Raw genomic sequence first — 24,498 nt, forward strand, 5'->3', positions numbered from 1 at the left:
GAAATAATCCGGGTATTCTAGCTTTTCTTTTAGCCAAGCATAACGGATACTTTGCCAATTTCGTGGAAATGGACCGGATGTTGTTGATGGGAAAGAAGTCTCACCTGCTGATGTCGCTCGCCTTGGTCGCTACCCTGATCACTGGCTGTTCCAGCACCAAACCCAAGGTTCCCGACGAACCGCCGGAAGTTCTGTACCAGAAAGCCCGCATCAAACTGGATACCGGCAACTACCTCAATGCCATCGAACTGCTGGAAGCGCTGGACTCTCGTTACCCGTTCGGTGCCTACTCCAACCAGGTTCAGCTCGATCTCATCTATGCCTACTACAAGCAGGATGATACCGCCCAGGCGATCGCCAACATCGACCGTTTTATCCGCCTGAACCCGGCGCACAAGAACATCGATTACGTCTTCTATATGCGCGGCCTGACCAACATGGCGGCGGATTACAACTTCTTCCAGGATTTCCTCGGCATCAATCGGGATGACAAGGACCCCTCCTACGCCCGTCAGGCCTTCCAGGACTTCAAGACCCTGCTGCAGAACTACCCCAACAGCAGCTATGCAGCCGATGCCCGTGCCCGCATGATCGGCCTGAAGAACCGTCTTGCCCGCTATGACCTGGGGGTAGCCGAGTACTACGTCAAGCGTGACGCCCTGATCGCCGCCGCCAACCGCGCCAAGCTGATCGTCGAGACCTATCCCGACACGATGGAAACCGAGAAGGCGCTGGAGATCATGGTCAACGCCTATGACACCCTGAAGATGCCGACCCTGGCCCAGCATGCCCGAGAAGTGCTGGCCAAAAACTACCCGGACAACCGTCTCGGTCGCGGCTGAGTAGCGAACGGACAATGAAAAACCGGAGCCACTGGCTCCGGTTTTTTTATGGCCGACGGCGGCACTCCGGGGTCACTGGTGCTTACCCTGCTGCTTGGCCCGCATGATGTTGATGATCTCGATGTCGGTATCCAGCATCCCCTCCCTGGAGAGGCGACCCAGGTTGGCGATGGTCTGGTCCACATCGTCCGAGACGATCCCCTCGCTCTGGGGCACGCGCAGATTGTTGATGGCCATCAGCGAGGATTTCACCGCCGCCGAGGTTGAGGTGGAGACCTTCATGGAGCAGGCGCTGCCGGCGCCGTCGCAGATGATGCCGGAAACATCCCCAATCATGTTGTTGATGCAGTGGCTGATCTGCTCGAACTGGCCCCCCAGCAGCCAGGTGATGGCGGCCCCCGATCCCATGGCGGCGGTACTGGCTGCACACAGGGCGGAGAGCTTGTTCTGGTAGGCCTTGATATAGATGGCCACCAGGTGGCTCATCACCAGGGCACGGGCCAGCTGCTCGTCATCGGCCTTGAGGAAGCGGGCGGCGGCGACCACCGGCATGGTGGCGGCAATGCCCTGGTTGCCGGAACCAGAGTTGGACATGGCGGGCAGCATGGCGCCATCCATCCGCGCATCGGAGGCGGCAGACGACAAACGCATCGCCAGGGTCATCAGATCGTCGGAAAGCAGCTTGCGTTCCACCTGGTCGGTGAGGATCTTGCCGATGCGCAGGCCATAGCCCTGCAGCCCTTCGTCCGCCAGCGCCTGGTTCATGGTGGCCGCCTCGCGGATGAAGTCGATCTCGGCCAGCGGCACCTCCAGGGCGAAGGCCACGATCTCCTTCAGGGTCATGGCGGGCTTGCCGGCCTTGGCTGGCTGGATCTGCACCCCGGGGGCGCTGTCCTGCACCATCAGCACCTCGCCATCCTTCTCCATCAGCACGATGCGGGTGTGGTCGGTACAGATCACCACCCGGGCGCTGTGCCCCTCCACTTCGGCCAGCACCTCGGCGTAGAGCACGTCGGGCACATCCTTCACATCCACCTCTATGGTGGGCAGCAGCCCCTTGGCCGCCTCGACCTGATCCGGCGTGAGGCTCTTGAGCACCTCCAGCCCGGCATCCGGGTTGCCACCGGTGATGCCGACGGCGGCGGCCACCGGCAGGCCGATCATGCCGGTGCCGGGCACGCCGACCCCCATGCCGTTCTTGAACAGATTGCCGCTGACCCAGACGCGGGTGCGAGTCGGTACCTGCCCCAGCAGCTTGCGGCAGTTGGCCGCCGCCAGGGCGACCGACATGGGCTCGGTGCAGCCGAGGGCCGGCACCACTTCACGCTTGAGCAGGGTAATAAAGTCGGTCCATTGTGCGTTCATTGCGATGTGTCTCATGTTCATGACGCCCGCGTGCGGGCTCGTCATTGTTGTTCGGCCAGTTCCGCCTTGTGATTGCGGATATGCAGGTAAACGGTATGGCGGGAGATGCCGAGCAGCTCGGCCACCAGTTGGGCGGCATCCTTGATCTCGAAGATGCCCATGTCGTAAAGCCGGTGCACGATCGCCTTGTTGCGCACGCTGCTGCCCAGCCCGGGATCCCTGTCCACCTTGGCGATCACCTGCGCCACCAGATCATCCACCGAGCTGGCGAAGGTCTCGGTGCCGTGGGCAGGGGGCACTGCGGGCGGGGCAAAGGTGTCGAGCAGGCTGCCAAGGGGCGTGTCCAGGCTGAAATTCACGCACAGCATGCCGATGGGTTTGCCCTCGCGGTTGCTGATGGTGATGGACGAGGACTTCATCAGGGAGCCCTCCCGGGTGCGGGAGAAATAACTGCTCCACTGGCTGCCGGCGGCACTGTGCAACTTGTCGAGCGCGAAGTCGGTGACCGGCGCTCCCTCCTGGCGGCCGGTGATGTGGCCGTTGGCAATCTTGATGACGGAGGCGTGCAGACTGTCAAAGGCGTGCAGCACCACCTCGCAGCCCGGGCCAAACAGGGCGGACAGCGCCGCCACCGCAGGCTCGAAGCTGGCGATCAGATGGCGCTCTTCATCGGTCAGTGTGCTGGCGTCGCGCAAGGGAGCTACCTCGGTCATGGGGTCATCCGGTCAACGTTGGGTAAGGATATTCGAAGCGGACTCAAATAAAATTGAGCAAATCCGCTTTTTGCGCGGGCATTATGCCCGACTGGTGAGACAACACCACAAAATGTGAGCAAAATCACGACTAAAATGACAAAAAGGCCTCATGAGAGGCCTTCAAGGTGGTTTTTTGGTGCTTTTGCTCAACTTTAATTGAGCCAGGGCTCGCCAGTCAGTCCGGACAGGCAGGCACCACCGCCTGTCTGTTCCCTGCCACGGTCACCCACTCTGGTCATAGAAAAAGGGGGCCGAAGCCCCCTTTTTGTCTCATCCGGTCAACGCTTACAGCGCCTTCAGGATGGCCTCGACGCTGGCCTTGGCATCGCCAAACAGCATCTGGGTGTTCTCCTTGAAGAACAGCGGGTTCTGGACACCGGCGTAGCCAGTGTTCATGGAGCGCTTGAAGCCGATGACGTTCTGCGCCTTCCACACTTCCAGCACCGGCATGCCGGCGATGGGGCTGCCCGGATCTTCCATGGCGGCCGGGTTGACGGTGTCGTTGGCACCGATCACCAGCACCACGTCGGTGTCGGCGAAGTCATCGTTGATCTCGTCCATTTCCAGCACGATGTCATAGGGGACTTTCGCTTCCGCCAGCAGCACGTTCATGTGACCAGGCAGACGACCGGCCACCGGGTGGATGCCGAAGCGCACCTTGACGCCGCGATCACGCAGCTTCTGGGTGATCTCGGCCACCGGGTACTGGGCCTGCGCCACCGCCATGCCGTAGCCCGGGGTGATGATGACGGAGCTGGCGTTCTTCAGCATGTCGGCCACGTCTTCGGCGTTGGTCTCGCGGTATTCGCCCAGCTCCTGCTCGGCGGTGGAGGCCACGCCGTCGGAGCCAAAGCCTCCTGCGATCACGGAGATGAAGGAGCGGTTCATCGCCTTGCACATGATGTAGGAGAGGATGGCACCGGAGGAACCCACCAGGGCACCGGTGACGATCAGCAGGTCATTGGAGAGCATGAAGCCCGCCGCCGCCGCCGCCCAACCGGAGTAGGAGTTCAGCATGGAGACCACCACCGGCATGTCCGCACCACCGATGGAGGCGACCAGGTGCCAGCCGAAGGCGAAGGCGATCAGGGTCATCACCAGCAGGGCGAAGGTGGAGCCACCGGCGTTGACGAAGTGGATCATCAGCGCGATGGAGACCACCACGGCCAGCAGGTTCAGCTTGTGGCGGTGCGGCAGCATCAGCGGCTTGGAAGAGATGAGGCCACGCAGCTTGCCAAACGCCACCACGGAACCGGTGAAGGTCACGGCACCGATGAAGACGCCCAGGAACACTTCCACCAGGTGGATGTTCAGCATGGCGCCGGAGAGGTGCTCGACCTGGGCGACGCTTGCCGCCTGCTCGAACGCCGCCCGGGCGGCTGCCAGGGTCGCATCCAGGTTGGAACCGACGGAGACCACCACTTCAGCGGGGGCGGAGGGGTGCAGATCGATGAAGCTGTTGAAGCCCACCAGCACCGCTGCCATGCCCACGAAGCTGTGCAGCACGGCCACCAGCTCGGGCATCTCGGTCATCTCGACCTTGAGGGCCAGACGCACGCCGATGGCGCCACCGATGGCCATGGCCAGGACTATCCAGTGGACGCCACTGGTTTCCGGGTTGAAGACGGTGGCGAGCAGGGCGATGGCCATCCCCGCGATACCGAACAGGTTGCCATGCTTGGCCGTTTCTTGCTTCGACAGTCCCGCGAGACTGAGGATGAAGAGCACGGCGGCAACGATATAGGATGCTGTTACCAGTCCTTGAGACACGTTAAACCCCCTTAATCCTTACGGAACATCTTCAGCATGCGCTGAGTGACGGTGAAGCCACCGAAGATGTTGATACTGGCAATCAGCACGGCGACAAAGGCCAGCACGGTGACCAGGGTCGACCCTTGTCCAATCTGCAACAGCGCACCGACCACGATGATGCCGGAGATGGCATTGGTGACCGACATCAGCGGCGTGTGCAGGGCGTGAGAGACGTTCCACACCACGTAGTAACCGACCACGCAGGCCAGGATGAAGACGGTGAAGTGGGAGAGGAAGGCGGCAGGCGCCACGGCGGCCACCCAACCGAAGGCGGCGATGCCGAGGGCACCGAACACGAACTTCTTGTTGGAGGGCTTGGCCTCTTCCTTCTTGGCGGCCGGTTTGGCGGCAGCGGGTTTCTGCGGGGCAGCAGAGACGGAGATGGCGGGGGGCGGGAAGGTCACTTCACCGGCCTGGACCACCGTCATGTTGCGCTGCACCACGTCTTCGAAGTCGATGGCGACGTTGCCGTCCTTCTCCTTGCACATCAGCTTCATCAGGTTCACCAGGTTGGTGCCGTAGAGCTGGGAGGATTGGGCAGGCAGGCGGCCCGGCAGATCGGTGTAACCGATCACCTTGACGCCGTTGTCGGTGACATGCAGTTCACCCGGTACCGTGTATTCGCAGTTGCCGCCGGCCTGGGCCGCCATGTCCACGATGACGGAGCCCGGCTTCATGCTGTCCACCATTTCCTTGGTGATGAGCTTGGGTGCCGGCTTGCCCGGGATCAGGGCGGTAGTGATGATGATGTCCACTTCCTTGGCCTGCTGGGCGAACAGCTCCATCTCGGCCTTGATGAACTCTTCGCTCATCACCTTGGCGTAACCGTCGCTGGAAGCGCCATCTTCGCCGCCGAAGTCCAGCTTGAGGAATTCCCCACCCATGGACTCGATCTGCTCGGCCACTTCCAGACGGGTATCGAAGGCACGCACGATGGCACCGAGGGAACCGGCGGTCCCGATGGCGGCCAGACCGGCCACACCGGCACCGATGACCAGCACCTTGGCGGGCGGAACTTTACCGGCGGCGGTGATCTGGCCGGTGAAGAAGCGACCGAACTGGTGCGCGGCTTCCACGACGGCGCGATAGCCACCGATGTTGGCCATGGAAGAGAGGGCGTCGAGGGACTGGGCACGGGAGATCCGCGGCACCATGTCCATCGCCATCACATTGATGTTGCGCTCGGAAAGCTTCTTGACCAGCTCGGGGTTCTGGGCGGGCCAGATGAAGCTCACCAGGGTGGCACCATCCTTAATTTGTGCGATTTCGGCCTCGGTCGGCGCGTTGACCTTGAAGACAAGGTCGGCTTGCCAGACGTTCGGTACCACGCTGGCACCGGCAGCCTCGAAGGCGGCATCATCGAAGCTGGCTCGCAGGCCGGCACCGGCCTCGATGGCAACCTCGAAGCCGAGCTTTTTCAGCTGCTCGACAGTGGCCGGGGTCGCTGCGACCCGGGTCTCACCGGCGAGACTCTCTCTCGGTATTCCAATCTGCATGACTATTCCCTGATGGTTAATAAACAATCATCGCCAAGTCTCTCATGTCTGAGGGGACAAGGCATGATCAAAGTGCAGGTCACGGGCCCTTTGTTATGAAAATCAGCAGGCTTCACCTCGACCTCCTGTCACGGTCAGGCCCCCGCTTTTCAGGCGCGAGGGTGATTAGTATCAAATTTTGGAGTTTTATTACAACCACGGCCCCGGGCGGGCGGGTACAGAATTCAGCCCATCCCGGACCATGATTAAAAAAAACAAACCAAATTAGGGGCTTATACCAGCAAAAAGCGCTAAAAAAAGTGATCCAACCAGTCAAAAAAAATGTTTAACCCGGCCTCTACCTTAGCGTTTTTTGTTCTTACGAAATCTGCCGTTGGCTCATCTGATGAGATGAAAAGGGAAAAAGTAACCATTTTGCAACGATCAGGGGGCCGCGTCCCCGCCTGCTGGCGGGTTCGGGCCCCCTGGTGCAACCGGGCCTGCGGCCCGTTTCAGGCGCGCTCTGCTTACCAGGCCGCCTCATAAATATGCCGGCTCTGGGCCAGGTCGATGTCGCCGTGCTCACCCAGGGCGGTCATGCCGTGCTCTTCGAGCTTGGCCAGCAGGGCGTCGATCCGGGCGTCGGCCACGTAATCCCGCAGCCGGGTCTTGATCCCCATCCGCTCGAAGAAGTCGCGGGTGGCGGCGATGGCACCGTCGATACGCTCCTCGTCACTGCCGCTGCGCAGATCCCAGACCCGCTCGGCGTATTGCAGCAGCTTGGCGCGCTTCTGCTCGCGCTTGGCCTGCAGCAGGGCGGGCAGCACCACCGCCAGGGTCTGGGCGTGGTCCAGACCGTGCAGGGCGGTGATCTCGTGGCCCAGCATGTGGGTGGCCCAGTCCTGGGGCACGCCGGCTCCGATCAGGCCGTTCAGTGCCAGGGTGGCGCTCCACATGATGTTGGCACGCACGTCGTAGTTTTCCGGCTCCACCAGCGCCTTGGGCCCCTCTTCCGCCAGGGTCAGCAGCAGCCCTTCTGCAAAGCGATCCTGCACCTTGGCATCCACCGGGTAGGTGAGGTACTGCTCCAGGGTGTGGATGAAGGCATCCACCACCCCATTGGCCACCTGACGGGCGGGCAGGGTGTAGGTGAGCACGGGGTCGAGCACGGCGAAGCGCGGCATCACGAAGGGCGAGAAGAAGTGCTGCTTGTCCCCTGTGCTCTTGCGGGTGATGACGGCGCCCATGTTCATCTCGGAACCGGTGGCTGGCAGGGTCAGCACGCTGCCCAGGGGAATGGCGGAGGCCACCTCGCCGCCGACGGTCTCGAGGATGTGCCAGGGGTCCTTGGCCAGGTCGTAGTGGGCCGCCGCCGCGATGAACTTGGTGCCGTCCAGCACGGAGCCGCCACCCACTGCCAGCAGGAAGTCGACCTTCTCGGCGCGGGCCAGTTCGACGGCGCCCATCAGGGTCTCGTAGGTGGGGTTGGGCTCGATGCCGCCAAATTCAAACAGGGTCAGGCCGGCCAGCTCGCTGCGGATCTGGTCCAGCAGGCCGCTGCGCACCACGCTGCCACCGCCGTAGGTGACGAGGATGCGGGCGTCGCTGGGGATCTGGCCGCGCAGCTGGGCCACCTGGCCCTTGCCGAACAGCACCTTGGTGGGGGTGTGCAGGATGAAGTTGTTCATGGGATCTCCCGGGGTGGTCGTAGTCGGTAAGGTATGGGTTGCATTTTTCTCTTATAACCCCCTACCATCAAGGGAGCTTTCTGCCGATTTCTTGCCTATTTCTACTGAGCCTGGATAAATGAGTACAAATCAGCCCATCGCGGCGACCCACCAGTCCGCCCTCGCCAGCCGACTCGCCGCCCTGGCACCCCACCCGGGGATCACCGCCGCCCCCGTGCCCGGCGTGCACCTCATCTACACCACGGAGCATCACGACCGCATCCCGGTGCTCTACCGCCCGCGCATGATCATCATCCTGCAGGGGCACAAGGTGGGCTATCTCTCGGACTTCACCTTCCGCTACGACCCCGAGCACTACCTGATGATGACCCTGCCGCTGCCCTGCGAGTGCGAGTGCTTCGCCTCCCCCGAATCCCCTCTGGTGGGGCTCTCGGTGGAGATCGACGTGGCGGCGCTGCAGGCCCTGCTGCTGGAGATGGGGGACGCGGCCCCCGCCCCGGCGGAGCCGGGTCGCGGCGTCGTCTCCGTGCCCCTCTCCGAGACCATGCTCTGCGCGGTGGAGCGCCTCATCGACGTGATGGACAAACCGCTCCACGCCCGGGTGCTGGGGCCCCAGATAGTGCGCGAGATCCTGTTCCACGCCCTGCACGAAGGGGGTGCCCCCGCCCTGCTGGCCATGGCCAGCCGTCACAGCCAGGTGAGCCAGATAGCCCGGGTGCTGCGTATCATGGAGCAGCGCTTTACCGAGAACCTGACGGTGGAGGAGCTGGCCCGGGAGGCGAACATGAGCATCTCGGCCTTCCACCACCACTTCAAGGCGGCCACCGCCACCTCGCCCCTGCAGTACATCAAGACCCTGCGCCTGCACCGGGCGCGGCTGATGATGCTGCACGACGGCCTCAAGGCCGGGGTGGCGGCGGACAAGGTAGGCTACGAGAGCGGCTCCCAGTTCAGCCGCGAATACAAACGCTTCTTTGGCAACACCCCGAGCGAACACGCGGCACGCTTCCGCTCGGGACAACTGCGTATCGTGGAGGGATGACATGCGCACACTGATCCTGCTCGTTCTGACCCTGCTGGCCACCGCCTGCACCGGCATTCCACCGGGGCACCAGGTGGTCAAGCCCTTCCAGCTCGACCGCTACCTGGGCACCTGGTACGAGGTGGCCCGCCTCGATCACGGTTTCGAGCGCGGCCTGAACCGGGTCACCGCCACCTACAGCCTGCGGGATGACGGCGGTGTCAGGGTGATCAACCGGGGGCAGGACGAACAGGGGGAATGGCGCGAGGCCGAGGGGCGCGCCTACTTCGTGGGCGACAGCGACGAGGGGCGCCTCAAGGTGAGCTTCTTCGGCCCCTTCTACGGCAGCTACAACGTGCTGGCGACGGACTATGACCTCTCCCTGGTGAGCAGTTACAACCTCCAGTACCTCTGGATCCTCTCCCGCACGCCCCATCCCCCCAAAGAGAAGGTAGAGGCCCTGGTCGAGCGGGCCCGGGGGCTCGGCTTTGCCACCGACCGGCTGATCTGGGTCAGCCAGGATCCGGCGGGGAACGCCCCATGAGGATCTTCCAGGCCACCCCCGGGGACATTCCCCGGGTCACCCCCCTGTTCGTGCAATACCGGACGTTCTACCGGCTGCCTGCCCGGCCCGAGGCCGCCGAAGCCTTCCTGCTGGAGCGCTGCACCGCCGGGGAGTCGGTGCTCTTCGTGGCCCAGAGCGAGGCGGGAGAGGTGCTGGGATTTGCCCACCTCTATCCCTTGTTCTGCTCCCTCGCCCTGAAGCCCATCTGGCTGCTGTACGATCTGTTCGTGGCGCCGGCGGCCCGCCAGCAGGGGGTGGCCCAGGCGCTGCTGGCGCGGGCCGATCGCCACGGCCAGGAGACGGGCGCCGCCTTCCTGATGCTGAGCACCGCCACCGACAACCGGCAGGCTCAGGCCCTCTACGAAGGGCACGGCTACCAGCGGGACAACGAATTCTACAGCTACATCAAGCCCCTCTGAGCCTCTGCCTGCACCCGCTGCAGAGCCAGGACCCGGTATTATTCAGCGGGTGCATGGTGAAATAATATCCATACACAGGATGAATAAAGGCGACCCCGGGGTCGCCTTTGTCACATCCGGGTCGCAGCCTAGAGCCGGAAGCGCCCGATCTCCTGCTCCAGCCGCTCGGTGAGAGACTTAAGCTGGGCCGCCTGGGCGGCCTCTTCGCCGGCCTGGGCCGCCAGCGTCTGTGAGACGTGGCGGATATTCTCGGTGTTGCGGCTGATCTCGCCGGTCACCGAGGTCTGCTCCTCGGCCGCCGCCGCGATCTGGGTCGCCATGTCGCTGATGGCGCCGATGGCCTCGTTGATCCTGCCCAGGCTGAGATTCGCCGCTTCGGCGTCCTCCACGCTGGTGCCCGCCAGCTGGCGGCTGGTCTCCATGCCGCCCACCGCCTTGCGGGTAGTCTGCTGCAGCGCCTCGATCATCTGCTGGATCTCGGCGGTGGAGTCGTGGGTGCGGCGCGACAGCACCCGCACCTCATCCGCTACCACGGCAAAGCCGCGCCCCTGCTCCCCGGCCCGGGCCGCCTCGATGGCGGCGTTCAGAGCCAGCAGGTTGGTCTGCTCGGCGATGCCGCTGATGGTGGCCAGAATGCCGCTGATCTGCTGGGCGTGGCCATCCAGCTCGTGGATGGTCTGGCTGGCGTCGGAGACCTCCCCCGCCAGCCCCGTGATGCTGCGCTGGCTCTGGCCGACCTGGGACTGGCCGGCCACCGCGAGGCGCACCGCATCGCCGGCGGTGTTGGCGGCAAATTCGGCGTTGCCGGCGATCTCCTGGGTGGCGGAGGCCATCTCGGTCACCGCGGTCGCCACCATGACGATCTCGTCCTGCTGCTGGCGCACCCGCTGGCTGCGGGCCTCGGCCCCCGCCGCCTGGGTGCGGGACTGGGCCGCCAGCTCGACGGTGACGTCCCGCAAGCGGCTGACGATGCCGTGCAGTCGCGCCACGAACTGGTTGAAGTTCTGGGCCAGCTGCCCCACCTCATCCTGGCTGCGGGTGGCGATCTGCACCGTGAGATCTCCCTCCCCGTGGGCGATGTCGGCGAGCGCCCTGGAGACCCGTCCCAGATCCGCGAACAGGTAGTTGAACATGGCGATGAGCAGGGCACCGAACACCAGCAGCAGCACCAGGGTCAGCCCCACCAGTTGCCACAGCAGGGAGGCGAGCGGCGCCTCCAGCACCTCCTTGTACATCACCATGGCGAGCAGCCAGTCGGTGCCGGGCACGCCTTGCACCGAAAGCAGCACCTCGCGCCCGTTCAGGTTGGCGCCGTGCAGCTCGCCGTCGCGGCTCCACGCATCCAGCGCCGCCCCGGTGAGACCGGGGTCCAGCTCCGCCACCTGCTTGAGCGCCAGCTCCTTGTTCGGGTGGCCGACGATGAGGCCGGTGCGATCGAGCAGCATGGCGTAGCCCTCTCCCTGCACCTTCATGGCCAGCACCTCGTCGATGAGGGCGTCGAGGGAGAGATCCGCCCCGGCCACCCCAATCACCCGGCCCTGGTGGCTCACCGGCTCGGCCAGGGTCACCACCATCTGCTGCATGGTCACGCTGACATAGGGCGGCGTAACGATGAGCTTGCCCGCCTTGTCGGCGTTCTGGTACCAGGGGCGGGCCCTGGGGTCATAGTTGGCGGTGTTGAGGGCGGGATCGTGGCGGGTCATCTCCCCCTGCGCCGAACCAAAATAGGTGAGGCCGAAACCGCCGGAGGTGCGGGTCTGCAACAGGTGGGGCACCAGGGCCGTGTCGGGGTCGCGCGCAATGACGGCGGCCAGGGCGTCGACCGCGTGCTTGCGATCCGCCAGCCAGTTGCCGATGGCCACCGAGTGGGCGTGGCCGTAGTTGACCGCCTCGCTCTGGATGGCGTCAAGAGTGCGGGATTTGAGGGTGTGGAAGGCGACGATACCGAGCAGGGCTGCCATCAGCAGCACTACCCCCAGGCTGGCCGCGAGCAGCTTGCCGCGCAACGAGAGAGTCATGACAACGAATCCTTGTGGTAGCCGGGGGCCGGGAATACCCCCATCTTGGTAGTTCTATCGGCACAATCATGAACGGTCTTTAGTGAATCCTGATATTTTTTCATCTATCAACAACAGAACGCACTACCAGCAACAGACTGTTCACTATTCCATGCTGACACCCGCAGGCACCACAAGGCCGCCCGAAGGCGGCCTGTCACTTACCCCTGATAGGCACCGGCGGAGTAGGTCAGCTCATAGCTGTGGCTGTAGATCTCGATGATGTTGCCGAAGGGATCTTCCATGTAGACCATGCGGTAGGGCTTCTCGCCCGGATAGTACTCGCGCACCGGCATCCGCTGCTTGCCACCCGCTGCGACGATGCGCGCCGCCAGCCCCTCGACATCCGGATCCTGCACGCTGAAGTGGAACACCCCGGTCTTCCAGAATTCGAAGTTGTTTTCGCGCTGCTCGCTGTTGGGGAACTCGAACAGCTCGATGCCGATCTTGTCGCCGGTGGAGAGATGAGCGATGCGGAAAGAGCCCCAGCCCGGGCCAAATACGTCGTTGCACATCACGCCGATGGCGGAGTCATCCTCGGTGATGGTGGTCGCCGGCATGATGAGATACCAGCCCATCACCTTGGTATAGAACTCGACTGCCTTGTCGAGGTCAGTCACCGTGATGCCGATGTGGGAGAAGTTGCGCGGGTAAGTCATAAGTCACCTTGAAATTGTGTGTGGGAAACAGGTGACATGATAGGAAGAGACGCCATAATGAAAAATAAGGTCAAACTAATGGAATACATAAATTAAATTTATGGTTAATCCACTCTGGCTCCACACCCTGGTGGTGGTGCATGAAACCGGCAGTTTTACCCGTGCCGCCGATCGGCTGGATCTCACTCAGGCCGCCGTCAGTCAGCATATCTCGCGCCTCGAGGCCGAATTCGGCCCACTGCTGCTACGCAAGCCCCGTCAGCTGGAGCTCACCCCGCGCGGGCTGGTGCTGCTCGACTTCGCCCGCCAGCAGGCGCAGGCCGCCGAACAGCTGCGAGCCCGTCTCTCTGATGACGACACTCACCGCGGCGCCATCACCCTCACCACCCCCGGCAGCATTGGCCTGCTGCTCTATCCCCTGCTGCTCGATCAGCAACAGGAGCATCCCGGACTCATCCTCCAGCACCGCTTTGCCCCCACCCCCGACATAGTGCAGGCGGTACTGGCGGGGCGCAGCGATCTGGGACTGGTGGATCAACCGCCGGAGCACCCCAGCATAGCCGCCGAGCCCTTCGCCCGCGAACCCCTCTGTCTGGTAGTACCCAACGACGGCGAGGAGCCGAGCTGGCAGCACCTCTGTCAGCTCGGCTTTATTGACCACCCGGATGGCCGCAGCATGGCTCAGCGCCTGCTGGGACGACGCTATCCCGGCCAGCGCTTCGGCGAGATCCCGCTGCGCGGCTTTACCAACCAGATCGGCCTGATCCTGGAGCCAGTCGCCCGCGGCCTCGGCTTTACCGTGCTGCCCCGCTTCGCCGTCACCGCCTTTGCCCAACAGGAGCAGATCCGGGTGATCCAGAGCAGCATTGAGGTGATCGACACCCTCTGGCTGATCTACCGCGCCGAGTGGCCGCTCCCCGCACGCCACCAGCGGCTGGTGGAAACCCTCAAGACGCAGGTCGGCGCCATCTGATGGACAAACAACAAGGCCGCCTCAAGGGCGGCCTTTTACTGTCCGGCGGCTGGGTTATTTGACCCGCGCCAGCGCCGTGTTGATCCTCAGGTTGGTCGCTTCCAGCCCCGGCTGCTGGCCGTAAAAGTCGAACGCCAGCTCGACACCGGGGCGAAACAGCAGGCAGTGGGTGGAGCCGCCGAAGTGGAACATGCCGAGCTGCTCCCCCTTCGCGATCCGCTGCCCCGGCTGCACCGTCACCTCGCAGCTCGACACCTCCGCCATGCCCACCGGCACCACGCACATCAGGCCGATTTTGGGGTTGTCCGCCTCGATGAAGATAAGTGCCCGGGTCGCCACCGCGGTGAGGAAGGGCTGCGACTGGTTCGGGGCGCTGGGGTCGGGCCCCGCCGGGCTGTCGAAACCCTGGTGGCGGTTGGCCAGGTAGTAGCTGCCGTTGACCACCTTGACCGAGCGCACCGTGCCGCTCACCGGGCTGTGCCAGCGGTGATAGCTGAGGGCGCTGAGGAAGGCCTGATAGAGGGTGCCCCCCTCGAACGCGGCGGCGCGCGGGTCGAAGTCCAGCAGGTTGTCCAGAGAATAGGGCTGCCCCTTGAGCCAGAAGGCGTCCTGCCGTCTTACCCCGGTCACCACCTGCAGCGGGGCCGACTCGCAGGCGTTGGCGATCACGCTGTCATCGTCCGGGGCCGTCACCGACCGCACGCCGGGGCAGAAGCGGCGGGTGAAGAAGTCGTCCCAGCTGGCGAAGCCCTCGTATTCCTCTCCCGGCGCGGTGTGGAAGATCCCCTCGAAGCGCTCTGGGGTGGGGTTGTCGCCGGCCCCGAGCGCCCCCTGCGCCACCTTGACCATCTCCCGTTTCGCCACGTCACCCAGCCAGGGGACGATCAGGGTCTGGCGATCCAGGGGGCTCACCGACTCGGTCAGCACATAACGGGACGCGGGACTTTGCAGGAAGTCGGCCCAGTAACCGAGGATCTTGCGCAATTGCTGGTTCACCAGCGCATTGGCGAAAAAGTCGTACCCGGCGGCCGTCGCCATGGGCCAGTTGAGCAGGGCATTGATGGGAAAACCGATCAAGCCGGCGGGCTCCTGGGTCTGCACATCCTGATAGGCTTCCGGGGCCGTGGTCATGATGCCGTTGAGCAGTTGCAGGAACTCATCGAAGCTGCGCACCTGGACCTGACCGAGCGGCGTGCTGTGCTCGTGCTGCCACGCCTCGTCAAACATCCCCTGGGCCTGCTGATGCACGAGAGGATCCTGCTCCACAAGCACCTTCAATCCGGCGATCGAGGCCACCAGCGGGCGAGGCTGGCGGGTGACCGCCTGACGCAGCCGCTGTACCCAGCGCGCCACATGGGCCTGATCCCGGGGGACCCAGCCACCGGCATGGGCATGGGGGTGACGCGTATCCACTGCCTTGTTCATCGCTCTCTCCTTGTTGAAGCGCCTTGGGCCCGCCGGATGCGATGCGCCTGAGGGCGCCATCTGGCAGGAAGCAAGGTGTAGCACAGGGGAAAAGCGGCCTCCATTGGCAGAAATGGCAGCGGCGAAGCGGGGAAAAAGAGGCTAACGGAGACGGTGGCAAACGCCGGAAATGCGAAAGGCCAGCTCAATGATCTGGCCTTTCTGAAAAATGGCAGGGGCGGCAGGACTCGAACCCGCAACCATCGGTTTTGGAGACCGCTGTTCTACCAATTGGAACTACGCCCCTGCAACAAACGAGGCGTAGTATACAAAGCGGAGGTCAAAGGTAAAGGCTTTTTTTCTCACTTTCGATGCGATCGAACAAATGACGAGCAGATCCCCGCAATTCCAACAAGGAGCGGGGGTAAGCTGCTGTATTTGCAGCCCCGACGGGGTAGGAATGGGACACAAATGGGGGTAGGGTGAAACCAGGCTCAGGGAGGCTGCCCATGCTCAATTACCGACTGCTGCAACAGCTTGCGCCCCTCAACTTCCGGGATGAGCGCAAGACGGAGACCCTGGCCGACTATCTGGACAGAGTCTCTCCCCTGGTGCCCTCCATTCCCTCCAATGTGCTCGCCCAGTGGATTTACCGTCATTGGCGCGGTTTTGAATCCAACTGGAGCTTTATCGATCTCGCCAGCCACCAGTTCGAGTGTGAGCACTGGCCCACCGACCAGATTATCGAGCAGATAGACTCCCGCCACATGGAGGTGATCGATCGCTGGGGCGAGATGCTGCGCAGCAACCGCTACGTGCGCCGCTCCTGGCTCGGCGATGACATGCTGCGCCGAGGCACCTGGCCCGAGCCTGTCATCGTCCTCGCCACCGCCCCGGGGACCTGTTACCCGGACGGTCACCCCCTGCCCCATCCCTACTGCCTGCTGGAGGGGCACCACAGGCTCGGCTACCTGCGCAGCATGGCCGCCGATGGCGCCCCCTTGCAGGCGCAGCACGCACTCTGGATTTGTCGACCCGTTCGCGACACTCAAACGTTTTCCCGGTCAAATCCTGCCTCTGAAATAAATTTTTGACAATTCAAAAACCAGCCCTATAATCGGTGCGGTTTTGAAAAAGGTCGGGACAGGACAATGCCGTTTTTGATGAAAAAAGCAGCCTTGCAGACGGGTGGAGCGCACCAGAGCGACCCCGTTGTTTCCGGTTCCCGTCCCACAGATCCCCCGTTTTTTTTGAAAAGAGCCCCTGTTTCAGGGGCTTTTTTTTGTGCCGGAAAAACCTTCATTGATGCCAAAGGGAATGCAGACGATGACCAATCCACTCTATAACAAACACGTCATCTCCATCTCGGATCTGACCCGGTCCGACATGGAACTGGTGGTCGCCACCGCACAGCGGTTGAAGGCCGAACCCGACAGCCGCCTGCTGAAAGACAAGCTGGTCGCCAGTTGCTTCTTCGAAGCCTCCACCCGCACCCGTCTCTCCTTCGAGACCGCGGTCCAGCGCCTGGGCGGCAACATCATCGGCTTCGCCGACGGCGGCAACACCAGCGCCAAGAAGGGCGAGACTCTGGCCGACTCCATCAAGATCATCAGCTCCTACACCGATGCGGTGGTGATGCGCCACCCGAAGGAAGGGGCAGCCCGTCTGGCCTCCGAGTTCTCCCGGGTGCCGGTCATCAACGGCGGTGACGGCTCCAACCAGCATCCCACCCAGACCCTGCTCGACCTCTTCTCCATCCACGAGACCCAAGGCAAGCTGGACGGCCTCAACGTCGCCTTCGTCGGTGACCTGAAGTACGGCCGCACCGTCCACTCCCTGGCCCAGGCCCTGAGCCTGTTCAACTGCCGCTTCTTCTTCATCTCCCCGGAGGCCCTGGCCATGCCGGACTACCTCTGCGAGGAGCTGGAAGAGAAGGGCATCCGCTTCAGCGTGCACGAGACCATGGAAGAGGTGATGCCGGAGCTCGACATCCTCTACATGACCCGCGTCCAGAAGGAGCGCTTCGACGAGACCGAGTACAAGCACATGGCCGCCAAGTTCGTGCTGGAGCTGGCGACCCTGGAAGGGGCCAAGCCCACCATGAAGATCCTCCATCCCCTGCCCCGGGTTGACGAGATCGAGGTCGCCGTCGACAAGACCCCCCACGCCTACTACTTCCAGCAGGCGGAGAACGGGGTCTATGCCCGCCAGGCACTGCTGGCACTGGTACTGAACGAAACCGTCTAAGGGAAAGGGGAACATCATGTCCGAGAAGAACCAACTGCAAGTCGAAGCCATCCGCCACGGCTCCGTCATCGACCACGTCCCCGCCGGCCAGGGCATCAAGATCCTCAAGCTGTTCCAGCTGATCGAGACCCAGGAGCGGATTACCGTCGGCTTCAACCTCAAATCCGGCGCCCTCGGCAAGAAGGATCTCATCAAGATCGAGAACACCCGTCTGACCGAGCAGCAGGCCAACCAGCTCGCCCTGTTCGCCCCCAAGGCGACCGTCAACATCATCGAAGACTTCGTGGTGGTGAAGAAGCACCAACTGGCGCTGCCGGAGTTCATCGAAGGGGTCTTCCACTGCCCCAACTCCAACTGCATCTCCCACAACGAACCGGTGGAGAGCTACTTCCGGGTGCGCGAGGTGAAAGGGGCGGTGCGGATGAAGTGCAAATACTGCGAGAAGTCCTTCACCCAGGACATCGTCAGCGAACGCTACTGATTTCCTGCCGACAAAAGATATCCATGTGGGCCCCACCGGGCCCATTTTTGAACCCTGTCACATCACTTATTCCCCCTTTGGTTATAATTTGCCATCCCGTAATGGATATACCTCGCTCATCCCCTGCTTGAGTGCTCCTCATTAGTGTTTTTCGCTATGAAAAGCCGGAACGACAGACTGGGCGAGACCGCCATCGCTCATCGCCAAAGGAAGTCGCCATGGTCAACACCCTCAGCCGCCCAGCAGAACCAGAGTCCGACCTGGCCCAGCTCGACGCCTGCCGCCAGATCATCGGCCAGCACTGTTACAGCACCCAGGAGGAGATCCGCCGCGAGCTCTCCGCCCGCGGTTTTGCGGACATCAGCCAGTCCACCATCTCCCGCCTGCTGCGCCGTCTCGGGGTCGCCAAGGCCCAGAACGCCAACGGCAAGAAGGTCTACACCTTGGTGGACGAGCAGCTGGAGCCCGCCGGCAGCACCCGCTCCATCCACGACATGGTGCGCGCCGTGGTCCACAACCAGCAGATGGTGCTGGTGCATACCACCCCGGGGGCCGCTACCGTGGTGGCTCGCCTGCTGGATCGCAACGCCAATCCCGAGATCCTGGGGGCCGTGGCCGGCAACGACGTGGTACTGATCGCCCCGCGCCACATCAGCCGAACCCGCCAGGCTCACGCCGCCGTGGTGCGCACCCTGGAAAACGCCCGCTGACCCCTGCTGGATGCCAGAAGGCGACCCCGGGGTCGCCTTTTAGTTGCCCGCGCGGCAAGGAGCCAAGCCACGGGAGAGGCCGGGCGCCCCGCCTTGCCAGCCATAAAAAACGGGAGCCCCAGGCTCCCGTTGTTGTCCCTATGTCTGTCGGCATTCATGCCAGCACGGCGCCCAGGCTCAGGCAGAGCACGATCAGCACGGTCAGCATGCCGAGCAGCGGGGCCACCCACTTCAGCCAGCGCACATAGGGCACCTTGGCAATGGCCAGCCCCCCCATGACCACGGCGGAGGTCGGGGTCACCAGGTTCACCAGGCCGGAAGCGGACTGATAGGCGGTGACCACCAGCTCGCGGCCCACGTTGGCGAAGTCGGCGAGCGGCGCCATGATCGGCATGGTCAGCACCGCCAGACCAGAGGAGGACGGCACCAGGAAGGAGAGCACCACTTCCAGCACGAACATCACGTTGATGAAGACGATGGTGGAGAGGCCGGTCACTATCCCCTCTGCGCTGTGCAAGATGGTGTGGGTGATCATGCCGTTGTCCATCACCACCACGATACCGCGGGCGATGCCGATGATGAGGGCCACTCCGAGCAGGTCACGAGCGCCGTCGATGAAGTTGGAGGTCAGCTCTTCTTCGCTCATGCGGGAGATGACACCGACGATGATGGCGGCAGCCAGGAACACGCCGGAGATCTGCGCCATCCACCAGCCCAGCACGGCCACCCCGTAGATCATCACGGCGAAGGCGGCGACGAAGATGCCCAGCACGATCTTGCGGGTGGTGGTGAACTCCAGCATCTGGTCGCTCTTGTTGCCGAGGAAGTGGGCACGGTTCTCTTCCCACTTGTCGGCCACCAGGGACTTGCTGGGATCGCTTCGCACCATCTTGGCGTAACGCATCACATAGGCCACGCAGATCAGCCAGCCGGCCACCAGCATGGCGACCCGCAACCAGATGCCATCGGTGAAGGAGATGCCGGCCGCGTTGGCGGCGATCACGGTGGCGAACGGGTTGATGGTGGAGCCCAGGGTACCGATACCGGCCCCCAGCAGCACGGTCGCGGCAGCGACCACGGGGTCGAAGCGGGCGGCCATCATCACCGGCACCAGCAGGGTGTAGAACGGCAGAGACTCTTCCGCCATGCCGTAGATGGTGCCCCCTGCGGCGAACAGCGCCATCAGGATGGGGATCATCCACTCTTCACGGCCACGCAGGCGATCGGTGACGCGCTCGATACCAGCATCGATGGCACCTGTCTTGGTCACGATGCCAAGGAAGCCACCGATGATCAGGATGAATAGGGAGACGTCGATGGCACCAGCCTCATAGGTGTCGTGGTTGTAGAGACCGTCGATAGGTGCCAGCAGCACGTCGACGATCCCCTGGGGATTGGCATCCACCAGTTTGTAGGTACCGGCCACCGGCACTTCCTTGCCGAGGGCCTCGTTCATGGTCATCTCGTATTTGCCGGCCGGCACTATCCAGCTCAGGGCGGCCACCAGGGCGATCAGCACAAACAGTATCGTGTAGGCTGACGGGAACTTGAATTTGGTCATGGTCCAGCTTCCTTCTGTGGGTGTGGTATCCATGCAGGCTGCGGGTCGTAGGGTTGGAGGTATTATGCCGCTGTCACATGGTTGAAAAGCCGGGGGTCACCCCCCGGCACCACTGACGACGTCAGTCGCCCAGCGTAGCCACCATCACTGCCTTGATGGTGTGCATCCGGTTTTCCGCCTCGTCGAACACGATGCTGTGCTCGGATTCGAACACGTCCTCGGTCACTTCCAGGCCCTTCATGCCATATTTGTCGGCCACTTCCTTGCCCATGGTAGTCTCGTCGTTGTGGAACGCCGGCAGGCAGTGCATGAACTTCACATCCGGGTTCTTGGTCGCGTTGATGACGTCCATGTTGACCTGATACGGGGTCATCAGTTTCACCCGTTGATCCCAGGCTTCCTTCGCTTCACCCATGGAGACCCAGACGTCGGTGTAGAGGAAGTCGGCACCCAGCACACCCTCTTTCACGTCTTCGGTCAGGTGGATGCGCGCACCGGTCTCTTCGGCGATGAGGCGGCAGGTGGCAACCAGCTCCTCTTCCGGCCAGAAGGCTTTCGGCGCCACCAGACGGATGTCCATGCCCATCTTGGCGGCACCCACCATCAGGGAGTTGCCCATGTTGTTGCGGGCGTCACCCAGGTAGGCGAACTTGATCTGATCCAGACGTTTGCCCTTGCCGTGCTCCAGCATGGTCATGAAGTCCGCCAGGATCTGGGTCGGGTGGAATTCGTTGGTCAGGCCGTTCCAGACCGGCACACCGGCGTGGGCCCCCAGCTCTTCGACGATCTCCTGGCCGTAGCCGCGGTATTCGATGCCGTCATACATGCGGCCCAGCACCCGGGCGGTGTCCTTCATGGACTCCTTGTGACCAATTTGGGAACCGCTCGGGCCGAGGTAGGAGACCTGGGCGCCCTGGTCGAAGGCCGCCACTTCGAACGCACAGCGGGTGCGGGTGGAGGTCTTCTCGAAGATCAGGGCAATGTTCTTGCCGACCAGATGCTTGCGCTCATAGCCACCGTATTTGGCTTTCTTCAGGTCGATGGCCAGATCGATCATGTATTGGATTTCGCGCGGGGTGAAGTCCAGCAGTTTCAGGAAGTTACGGTTACGCAGATTAAAAGCCATGATGAGTTCTCTCTATATTTGTTCAGACCAATTTGGCAGTGTTATTGACTACGCAGTTGTTCAGACCAGAGCCTTGGCTCAGGCATTGACGGTATTGGTGGCGACGATGTTGGTGCCGGCTTCCCCCTTGAGGATGGCGAGGCCATCTTCCAGGGAGCCGATGCCGACCATGCCGCCGGTCGCCTTGACGAATTCACAGGAGGCTTCGACCTTGGGCCCCATGGAGCCGGCGTCGAACTTGACCCCGGCCAGCTCGTCCGGGCTGGTGACCCGCAGCGGACGCTGGGTCGGCTTGCCCCAGTCCAGATAGACGGCATCGGCATCGGTCAGGATCAGCAGGGCGTCGGCCTTGATCTGCTTGGCCAGGTAGGCGGCAGACATGTCCTTGTCGATGACGGCCTCGATGCCGGTCAGGCTCTGGCCATCCCAGGTCACCGGGATACCACCACCACCGGTACAGATGATGAGGTGACCCTGGGCAATCAGGGTTTCGATGGCGTCGCCTTCGACGATGCGCTGGGGCAGCGGGGACGGCACCACGCGGCGGAAGAACTTGCCGTCAGCCTTGACCGACCACTGCTTCTCGGCAGCCAGGGCGCGGGCCTCCACTTCTTCATAAACCGGGCCGATAAACTTGGTCGGGTTGGCAAACGCCGGATCCTGGGGATCGACCTGCACCTGGGTCAGCAGGGCGGTGACGTTGCGGCTCGGCATCAGGTTCTTCAACTCCTGGATCAGCATGTAGCCGATCATGCCCTGGGACTCGGCACCCAGCACATCCAGGGGATAGGGGGAGACCTTGGTGTAGGCGCTGTTCTGCAAGGCCAGCAGGCCGACTTGCGGGCCGTTGCCGTGCACCAGCACCACGTTGTAATCCTCGGCGATGCGGGCGATGGTCTTGGCGGCGGTGGCGATGTTCTTGCGCTGGATGTCGGCTTCCAGAGGTTCACCGCGGCGGAGCAGGGCATTGCCCCCCAGGGCGACGACGACAGTTGGTTTTTTCATGGGTGTTACTCTCGAGTTCGGGTGTGTGTGGCGCCAGCCTCTGCCGGCGCCACGCCGTCTTGTCAGATGCCGTCACGTTCCATCGGGCAGCTCATGCAGCGGGCGCCGCCGCGACCACGTCCCAGCTCTTCACCCGGGATGGGCAGCACAGTGATGCCGGCCTTGTCGTACTTCTCGTTGGTGTAGGTGTTGCGCTCGTAACCCACCACCACGCCGGGGCGCACGGTCAGCACGTTGTTGGCGTCGTTCCACTGCTCCCGCTCGGCCTCGAAGCTGTCGCCGCCGGTGGTGATGAGCCTGAGCTGATCCACCCCCAGCGCCTTCTCGATGGCGGTCACGAAGTAACCCTCTTCCTTGATGTTCATCCCGGTGGCACCTCCCGGGGTCAGGCTCCAGCAGTTCACATCCTTGCGGATGACTTCCGGATAGACGGAGAAGGTGTCGACATCCATGTGGGTCATGACCGTGTCGAGGTGCATGCAGCTGCGGTGTTTCGGCAGCTCCATGGCGATGACCTGCTTCGCCTGACCGTGCTTGAACAGGCTGCGGGCCAGGTGCTCCACCCCTTGTGGCGTGGTGCGCTCGGACATGCCGATGAGCACGGCGCCACGGCCGATGACCAGGACGTCGCCCCCTTCGATGGTGGAGTTGTCGTAGTCGCGCTCCTCATCACCGAAGTACTTGATGAACTCCTGACCGGCAAACTGCGGGTGCCAGCGGTAGATGGCCTTCACGTGGTTGGTCTCGCGACGACGGGCGGCCTTGGCCATGGGGTTGATGGAGACGCCGCCATAGACCCAGCAGGAGGTGTCGCGGGTGAAGAGGTGATTGGGCAGCGGTTCGATGATGAAATCGGTCGGGGCATGCATGCCGACCACCATGTTGACGCCGCTGTAGGGCATCTCGGAGTAGGTGAGGCCGCCGGAGAGGATGCGGGCCAGCTCGCGGTGAGGCATGTCCGCCAGGAAGCAGCGCACGTCGTTGGCCAGGGCAGTGCCGAGGCGATAGTCGGAGACCTGGTGTTGTAGCAGCCAGGCTTTGGCTTCCGGCACGTCCAGGGTTTCCGCCAGCAGATTGGTCAGGAGGAAGACTTCGACATTCTGATCGCGCAGTACCTGAGCGAATTTGTCGTGCTCCTGACCGGCACGTTCAACCGACAGGACGTCGTCAAACAGCAGATCCTGGCAGTTGGAAGGGGTCAGACGCTTCAGACTGAGGTTGGGGCGGTGCAACATGACACGGCGCAACTGGCCAACTTCAGAACCTACATAAAATTTGCTCATGATGATATTCCGTCTAGCAGTGGTCCCTGCGAGTGATTGAATAGATTCCTTCTATTCAGGCTCGTGGCTAAGGCGGGATATTCTTTATGTAGGGTATTCGGCTTGTGTTCTATCCTGCCCTTGCCTTTCGACGCAGAGATTAGGTCTGGCAACTCCACCAAACTTGGACATTGATCACATTCACCCGAGACTGCATAAATTCAGAAGTTAATTTATGATGGAGTTTACATATCTGACATTTCCCTCACCCTCCATCCGGCATAAATACGCAATAAAGCCCCAATATATTCCACAAAGAACGCAATTCCATTCACCCATGATATCCAAAAATGGATAGCCACCAATAAAAAACATCAAACAAATCATTATATTAAAATCAAAACGCTCATTTTTTGAATAAACTTCACCCACCTTTGAATTTATCCTCGCTTGTCATCCCGTTTGCTCTCACATAAATAATCACCTGCTCCTTTATCGCTGAATAATCCATCTCTTGTCCCAGATCATGGCGGCCTGCCCGGGCCAGATGGCGAGCCTCATCGCCAAGTCGTGTGCACTATCTCTTTCCTGATTACCCATGATTAGCAGTCAGTTACCACGAACTATACTGATCTTACGTACAGTTATCGAGGTGCGAGATCATGGCCAAAAGCAAAATCCAATTCCAGAAAGGCTACAGCCTGTTTGAGTTTCTCAAGGACTATGGCACTGAGGCTCAGTGCGAAAACGCGCTGTTCACTTGGCGTTTTCCTAACGGCTTTGTCTGCCCTGAATGTGCCAACAAGACCTGTTGTCGCCTGAGAAGGCGGCCACGTGTGTGGCAATGCAATCACTGCCGTCACCAGATGTCATTGACTGGAAACACGATTTTCGCAAACACCAAGCTCCCACTGACCAAGTGGTTTCTGGCAATGCACCTGTTGTCACAAACCAAAACAGGCTTGTCAGCGATGGAGCTAAAGCGCCAGTTGGGCGTCAAATATGACACCGCCTGGATGCTCAAGCACAAGCTGCTGCAAGCCATGAAAGAGTCCGATGACAAGCAGCCCA

At 62.3% G+C, this 24,498-nt stretch carries 21 protein-coding genes, 1 tRNA gene and 1 pseudogene; 10 read left to right on the plus strand and 13 right to left on the minus strand.

Annotated features, from left to right (window positions below):
* Window positions 1-86 precede the first annotated feature (86 nt).
* Window positions 87-842: an outer membrane protein assembly factor BamD gene (locus tag PG892_RS05950; RefSeq protein ID WP_029314864.1), complete on the plus strand. Its 756-nt coding sequence runs from the start codon at window positions 87-89 to the stop codon at window positions 840-842.
* Between the two features lie 72 nt (window positions 843-914).
* On the opposite strand, the gene PG892_RS05955 is transcribed toward PG892_RS05950, so the two are convergent.
* The 5 genes from PG892_RS05955 to yqhD form a co-directional block, all read right to left on the minus strand.
* The gene (locus tag PG892_RS05955; RefSeq protein WP_049636093.1) at window positions 915-2,222 is read right to left on the minus strand and encodes an L-cysteine desulfidase family protein; all 1,308 of its coding nucleotides are present in this window, start codon (window positions 2,220-2,222) and stop codon (window positions 915-917) included.
* Between the two features lie 26 nt (window positions 2,223-2,248).
* Window positions 2,249-2,920, minus strand: coding sequence for a helix-turn-helix transcriptional regulator (locus PG892_RS05960; RefSeq protein ID WP_124245163.1), 672 nt, complete (start codon window positions 2,918-2,920; stop codon window positions 2,249-2,251).
* Between the two features lie 327 nt (window positions 2,921-3,247).
* Window positions 3,248-4,732, minus strand: a complete 1,485-nt coding sequence (pntB, locus tag PG892_RS05965) for a Re/Si-specific NAD(P)(+) transhydrogenase subunit beta (protein WP_042882769.1) — start codon at window positions 4,730-4,732, stop codon at window positions 3,248-3,250.
* 11 nt (window positions 4,733-4,743) lie between these two features.
* Window positions 4,744-6,270, minus strand: coding sequence for a Re/Si-specific NAD(P)(+) transhydrogenase subunit alpha (locus tag PG892_RS05970; protein ID WP_010675996.1), 1,527 nt, complete (start codon window positions 6,268-6,270; stop codon window positions 4,744-4,746).
* 506 nt (window positions 6,271-6,776) lie between these two features.
* The gene (gene yqhD / locus PG892_RS05975; protein WP_043153942.1) at window positions 6,777-7,937 is read right to left on the minus strand and encodes an alcohol dehydrogenase; all 1,161 of its coding nucleotides are present in this window, start codon (window positions 7,935-7,937) and stop codon (window positions 6,777-6,779) included.
* Between the two features lie 118 nt (window positions 7,938-8,055).
* On the opposite strand from yqhD, the gene PG892_RS05980 reads away from it, so the two are divergent.
* Genes PG892_RS05980 through PG892_RS05990 form a run of 3 tightly spaced genes read left to right on the plus strand, consistent with a single transcriptional unit; the run spans window position 8,056 to window position 9,942 of the window.
* Window positions 8,056-8,979 (plus strand): AraC family transcriptional regulator, encoded by a 924-nt coding sequence (locus PG892_RS05980; protein WP_104454932.1) that lies wholly within the window; start codon window positions 8,056-8,058, stop codon window positions 8,977-8,979.
* Window position 8,980: 1 nt separating this feature from the next.
* Window positions 8,981-9,502, plus strand: a complete 522-nt coding sequence (locus PG892_RS05985; RefSeq protein ID WP_039039627.1) for a lipocalin family protein — start codon at window positions 8,981-8,983, stop codon at window positions 9,500-9,502.
* Window positions 9,499-9,942, plus strand: a complete 444-nt coding sequence (locus PG892_RS05990) for a GNAT family N-acetyltransferase (protein ID WP_183149045.1) — start codon at window positions 9,499-9,501, stop codon at window positions 9,940-9,942. The genes PG892_RS05985 and PG892_RS05990 overlap by 4 nt, the downstream gene beginning before the upstream one ends.
* A gap of 128 nt (window positions 9,943-10,070) precedes the next feature.
* On the opposite strand, the gene PG892_RS05995 is transcribed toward PG892_RS05990, so the two are convergent.
* Together PG892_RS05995 and PG892_RS06000 are read right to left on the minus strand one after the other, a co-directional pair.
* Window positions 10,071-11,960: a methyl-accepting chemotaxis protein gene (locus PG892_RS05995; protein ID WP_264787036.1), complete on the minus strand. Its 1,890-nt coding sequence runs from the start codon at window positions 11,958-11,960 to the stop codon at window positions 10,071-10,073.
* A 200-nt stretch (window positions 11,961-12,160) separates the two neighbouring features.
* Complete coding sequence (locus PG892_RS06000) at window positions 12,161-12,658, minus strand: lactoylglutathione lyase family protein (RefSeq protein ID WP_041209527.1); 498 nt, start codon at window positions 12,656-12,658, stop codon at window positions 12,161-12,163.
* Between the two features lie 100 nt (window positions 12,659-12,758).
* Here PG892_RS06000 and PG892_RS06005 point away from each other — a divergent pair, with 100 nt between their 5' ends.
* Window positions 12,759-13,631 (plus strand): LysR family transcriptional regulator, encoded by an 873-nt coding sequence (locus PG892_RS06005; RefSeq protein WP_270825223.1) that lies wholly within the window; start codon window positions 12,759-12,761, stop codon window positions 13,629-13,631.
* 54 nt (window positions 13,632-13,685) lie between these two features.
* Here PG892_RS06005 and PG892_RS06010 read toward each other — a convergent pair whose 3' ends face one another.
* Both PG892_RS06010 and PG892_RS06015 read right to left on the minus strand, forming a co-directional pair.
* Window positions 13,686-15,056 carry a phosphatidylserine decarboxylase family protein gene (locus tag PG892_RS06010; RefSeq protein ID WP_270825224.1) on the minus strand — a complete coding sequence of 457 codons (1,371 nt, stop codon included), beginning with the start codon at window positions 15,054-15,056 and terminating at the stop codon, window positions 13,686-13,688.
* Window positions 15,057-15,265: 209 nt separating this feature from the next.
* A tRNA-Trp gene (locus PG892_RS06015) sits at window positions 15,266-15,342 on the minus strand.
* Window positions 15,343-15,544: 202 nt separating this feature from the next.
* Here PG892_RS06015 and PG892_RS06020 point away from each other — a divergent pair.
* From PG892_RS06020 to PG892_RS06035, 4 genes are all read left to right on the plus strand, one after another.
* Complete coding sequence (locus PG892_RS06020) at window positions 15,545-16,129, plus strand: hypothetical protein (RefSeq protein WP_270825225.1); 585 nt, start codon at window positions 15,545-15,547, stop codon at window positions 16,127-16,129.
* A gap of 232 nt (window positions 16,130-16,361) precedes the next feature.
* Window positions 16,362-17,282: an aspartate carbamoyltransferase gene (pyrB, locus tag PG892_RS06025; protein ID WP_010676005.1), complete on the plus strand. Its 921-nt coding sequence runs from the start codon at window positions 16,362-16,364 to the stop codon at window positions 17,280-17,282.
* A gap of 16 nt (window positions 17,283-17,298) precedes the next feature.
* Window positions 17,299-17,763 carry an aspartate carbamoyltransferase regulatory subunit gene (gene pyrI / locus PG892_RS06030; protein WP_010676006.1) on the plus strand — a complete coding sequence of 155 codons (465 nt, stop codon included), beginning with the start codon at window positions 17,299-17,301 and terminating at the stop codon, window positions 17,761-17,763.
* Window positions 17,764-17,981: 218 nt separating this feature from the next.
* Complete coding sequence (locus PG892_RS06035; RefSeq protein WP_039039633.1) at window positions 17,982-18,473, plus strand: arginine repressor; 492 nt, start codon at window positions 17,982-17,984, stop codon at window positions 18,471-18,473.
* 154 nt (window positions 18,474-18,627) lie between these two features.
* On the opposite strand, the gene PG892_RS06040 is transcribed toward PG892_RS06035, so the two are convergent.
* From PG892_RS06040 to arcA, 4 genes are all read right to left on the minus strand, one after another.
* Window positions 18,628-20,034 carry a YfcC family protein gene (locus PG892_RS06040; RefSeq protein ID WP_010676008.1) on the minus strand — a complete coding sequence of 469 codons (1,407 nt, stop codon included), beginning with the start codon at window positions 20,032-20,034 and terminating at the stop codon, window positions 18,628-18,630.
* Window positions 20,035-20,155: 121 nt separating this feature from the next.
* Window positions 20,156-21,160: an ornithine carbamoyltransferase gene (gene argF / locus PG892_RS06045; RefSeq protein ID WP_010676009.1), complete on the minus strand. Its 1,005-nt coding sequence runs from the start codon at window positions 21,158-21,160 to the stop codon at window positions 20,156-20,158.
* 78 nt (window positions 21,161-21,238) lie between these two features.
* Complete coding sequence (locus PG892_RS06050; protein ID WP_048209544.1) at window positions 21,239-22,165, minus strand: carbamate kinase; 927 nt, start codon at window positions 22,163-22,165, stop codon at window positions 21,239-21,241.
* A gap of 62 nt (window positions 22,166-22,227) precedes the next feature.
* Complete coding sequence (arcA, locus tag PG892_RS06055) at window positions 22,228-23,448, minus strand: arginine deiminase (protein WP_010676011.1); 1,221 nt, start codon at window positions 23,446-23,448, stop codon at window positions 22,228-22,230.
* Window positions 23,449-24,089: 641 nt separating this feature from the next.
* Between arcA and PG892_RS06060 the strand changes: the two are divergent.
* Window positions 24,090-24,498, plus strand: a pseudogene (locus tag PG892_RS06060) (IS1595-like element ISKpn3 family transposase); the annotation flags it as partial.

It is taken from the genome of Aeromonas sp. QDB68, from assembly GCF_027707405.1.
Lineage (GTDB): Bacteria > Pseudomonadota > Gammaproteobacteria > Enterobacterales > Aeromonadaceae > Aeromonas > Aeromonas caviae.

What these genes read in the sequence shown, in the direction of transcription:
- arcA (WP_010676011.1), bottom strand. Translation starts at nt 23,448, where the DNA reads ATGAGCAAATTTTATGTAGGTTCTGAAGTTGGCCAGTTGCGCCGTGTC.
- PG892_RS05990 (WP_183149045.1), top strand. Translation starts at nt 9,499, where the DNA reads ATGAGGATCTTCCAGGCCACCCCCGGGGACATTCCCCGGGTCACCCCC.
- PG892_RS06010 (WP_270825224.1), bottom strand. Translation starts at nt 15,056, where the DNA reads ATGAACAAGGCAGTGGATACGCGTCACCCCCATGCCCATGCCGGTGGC.
- pyrB (WP_010676005.1), top strand. Translation starts at nt 16,362, where the DNA reads ATGACCAATCCACTCTATAACAAACACGTCATCTCCATCTCGGATCTG.
- PG892_RS05995 (WP_264787036.1), bottom strand. Translation starts at nt 11,960, where the DNA reads ATGACTCTCTCGTTGCGCGGCAAGCTGCTCGCGGCCAGCCTGGGGGTA.
- PG892_RS06000 (WP_041209527.1), bottom strand. Translation starts at nt 12,658, where the DNA reads ATGACTTACCCGCGCAACTTCTCCCACATCGGCATCACGGTGACTGAC.
- PG892_RS05980 (WP_104454932.1), top strand. Translation starts at nt 8,056, where the DNA reads ATGAGTACAAATCAGCCCATCGCGGCGACCCACCAGTCCGCCCTCGCC.
- argF (WP_010676009.1), bottom strand. Translation starts at nt 21,160, where the DNA reads ATGGCTTTTAATCTGCGTAACCGTAACTTCCTGAAACTGCTGGACTTC.
- PG892_RS05955 (WP_049636093.1), bottom strand. Translation starts at nt 2,222, where the DNA reads ATGAGACACATCGCAATGAACGCACAATGGACCGACTTTATTACCCTG.
- PG892_RS06035 (WP_039039633.1), top strand. Translation starts at nt 17,982, where the DNA reads ATGGTCAACACCCTCAGCCGCCCAGCAGAACCAGAGTCCGACCTGGCC.
- PG892_RS05960 (WP_124245163.1), bottom strand. Translation starts at nt 2,920, where the DNA reads ATGACCGAGGTAGCTCCCTTGCGCGACGCCAGCACACTGACCGATGAA.
- PG892_RS06020 (WP_270825225.1), top strand. Translation starts at nt 15,545, where the DNA reads ATGCTCAATTACCGACTGCTGCAACAGCTTGCGCCCCTCAACTTCCGG.
- pyrI (WP_010676006.1), top strand. Translation starts at nt 17,299, where the DNA reads ATGTCCGAGAAGAACCAACTGCAAGTCGAAGCCATCCGCCACGGCTCC.
- PG892_RS05985 (WP_039039627.1), top strand. Translation starts at nt 8,981, where the DNA reads ATGCGCACACTGATCCTGCTCGTTCTGACCCTGCTGGCCACCGCCTGC.
- PG892_RS05970 (WP_010675996.1), bottom strand. Translation starts at nt 6,270, where the DNA reads ATGCAGATTGGAATACCGAGAGAGAGTCTCGCCGGTGAGACCCGGGTC.
- yqhD (WP_043153942.1), bottom strand. Translation starts at nt 7,937, where the DNA reads ATGAACAACTTCATCCTGCACACCCCCACCAAGGTGCTGTTCGGCAAG.
- PG892_RS05950 (WP_029314864.1), top strand. Translation starts at nt 87, where the DNA reads ATGGGAAAGAAGTCTCACCTGCTGATGTCGCTCGCCTTGGTCGCTACC.
- PG892_RS06005 (WP_270825223.1), top strand. Translation starts at nt 12,759, where the DNA reads ATGGTTAATCCACTCTGGCTCCACACCCTGGTGGTGGTGCATGAAACC.
- PG892_RS06040 (WP_010676008.1), bottom strand. Translation starts at nt 20,034, where the DNA reads ATGACCAAATTCAAGTTCCCGTCAGCCTACACGATACTGTTTGTGCTG.
- PG892_RS06050 (WP_048209544.1), bottom strand. Translation starts at nt 22,165, where the DNA reads ATGAAAAAACCAACTGTCGTCGTCGCCCTGGGGGGCAATGCCCTGCTC.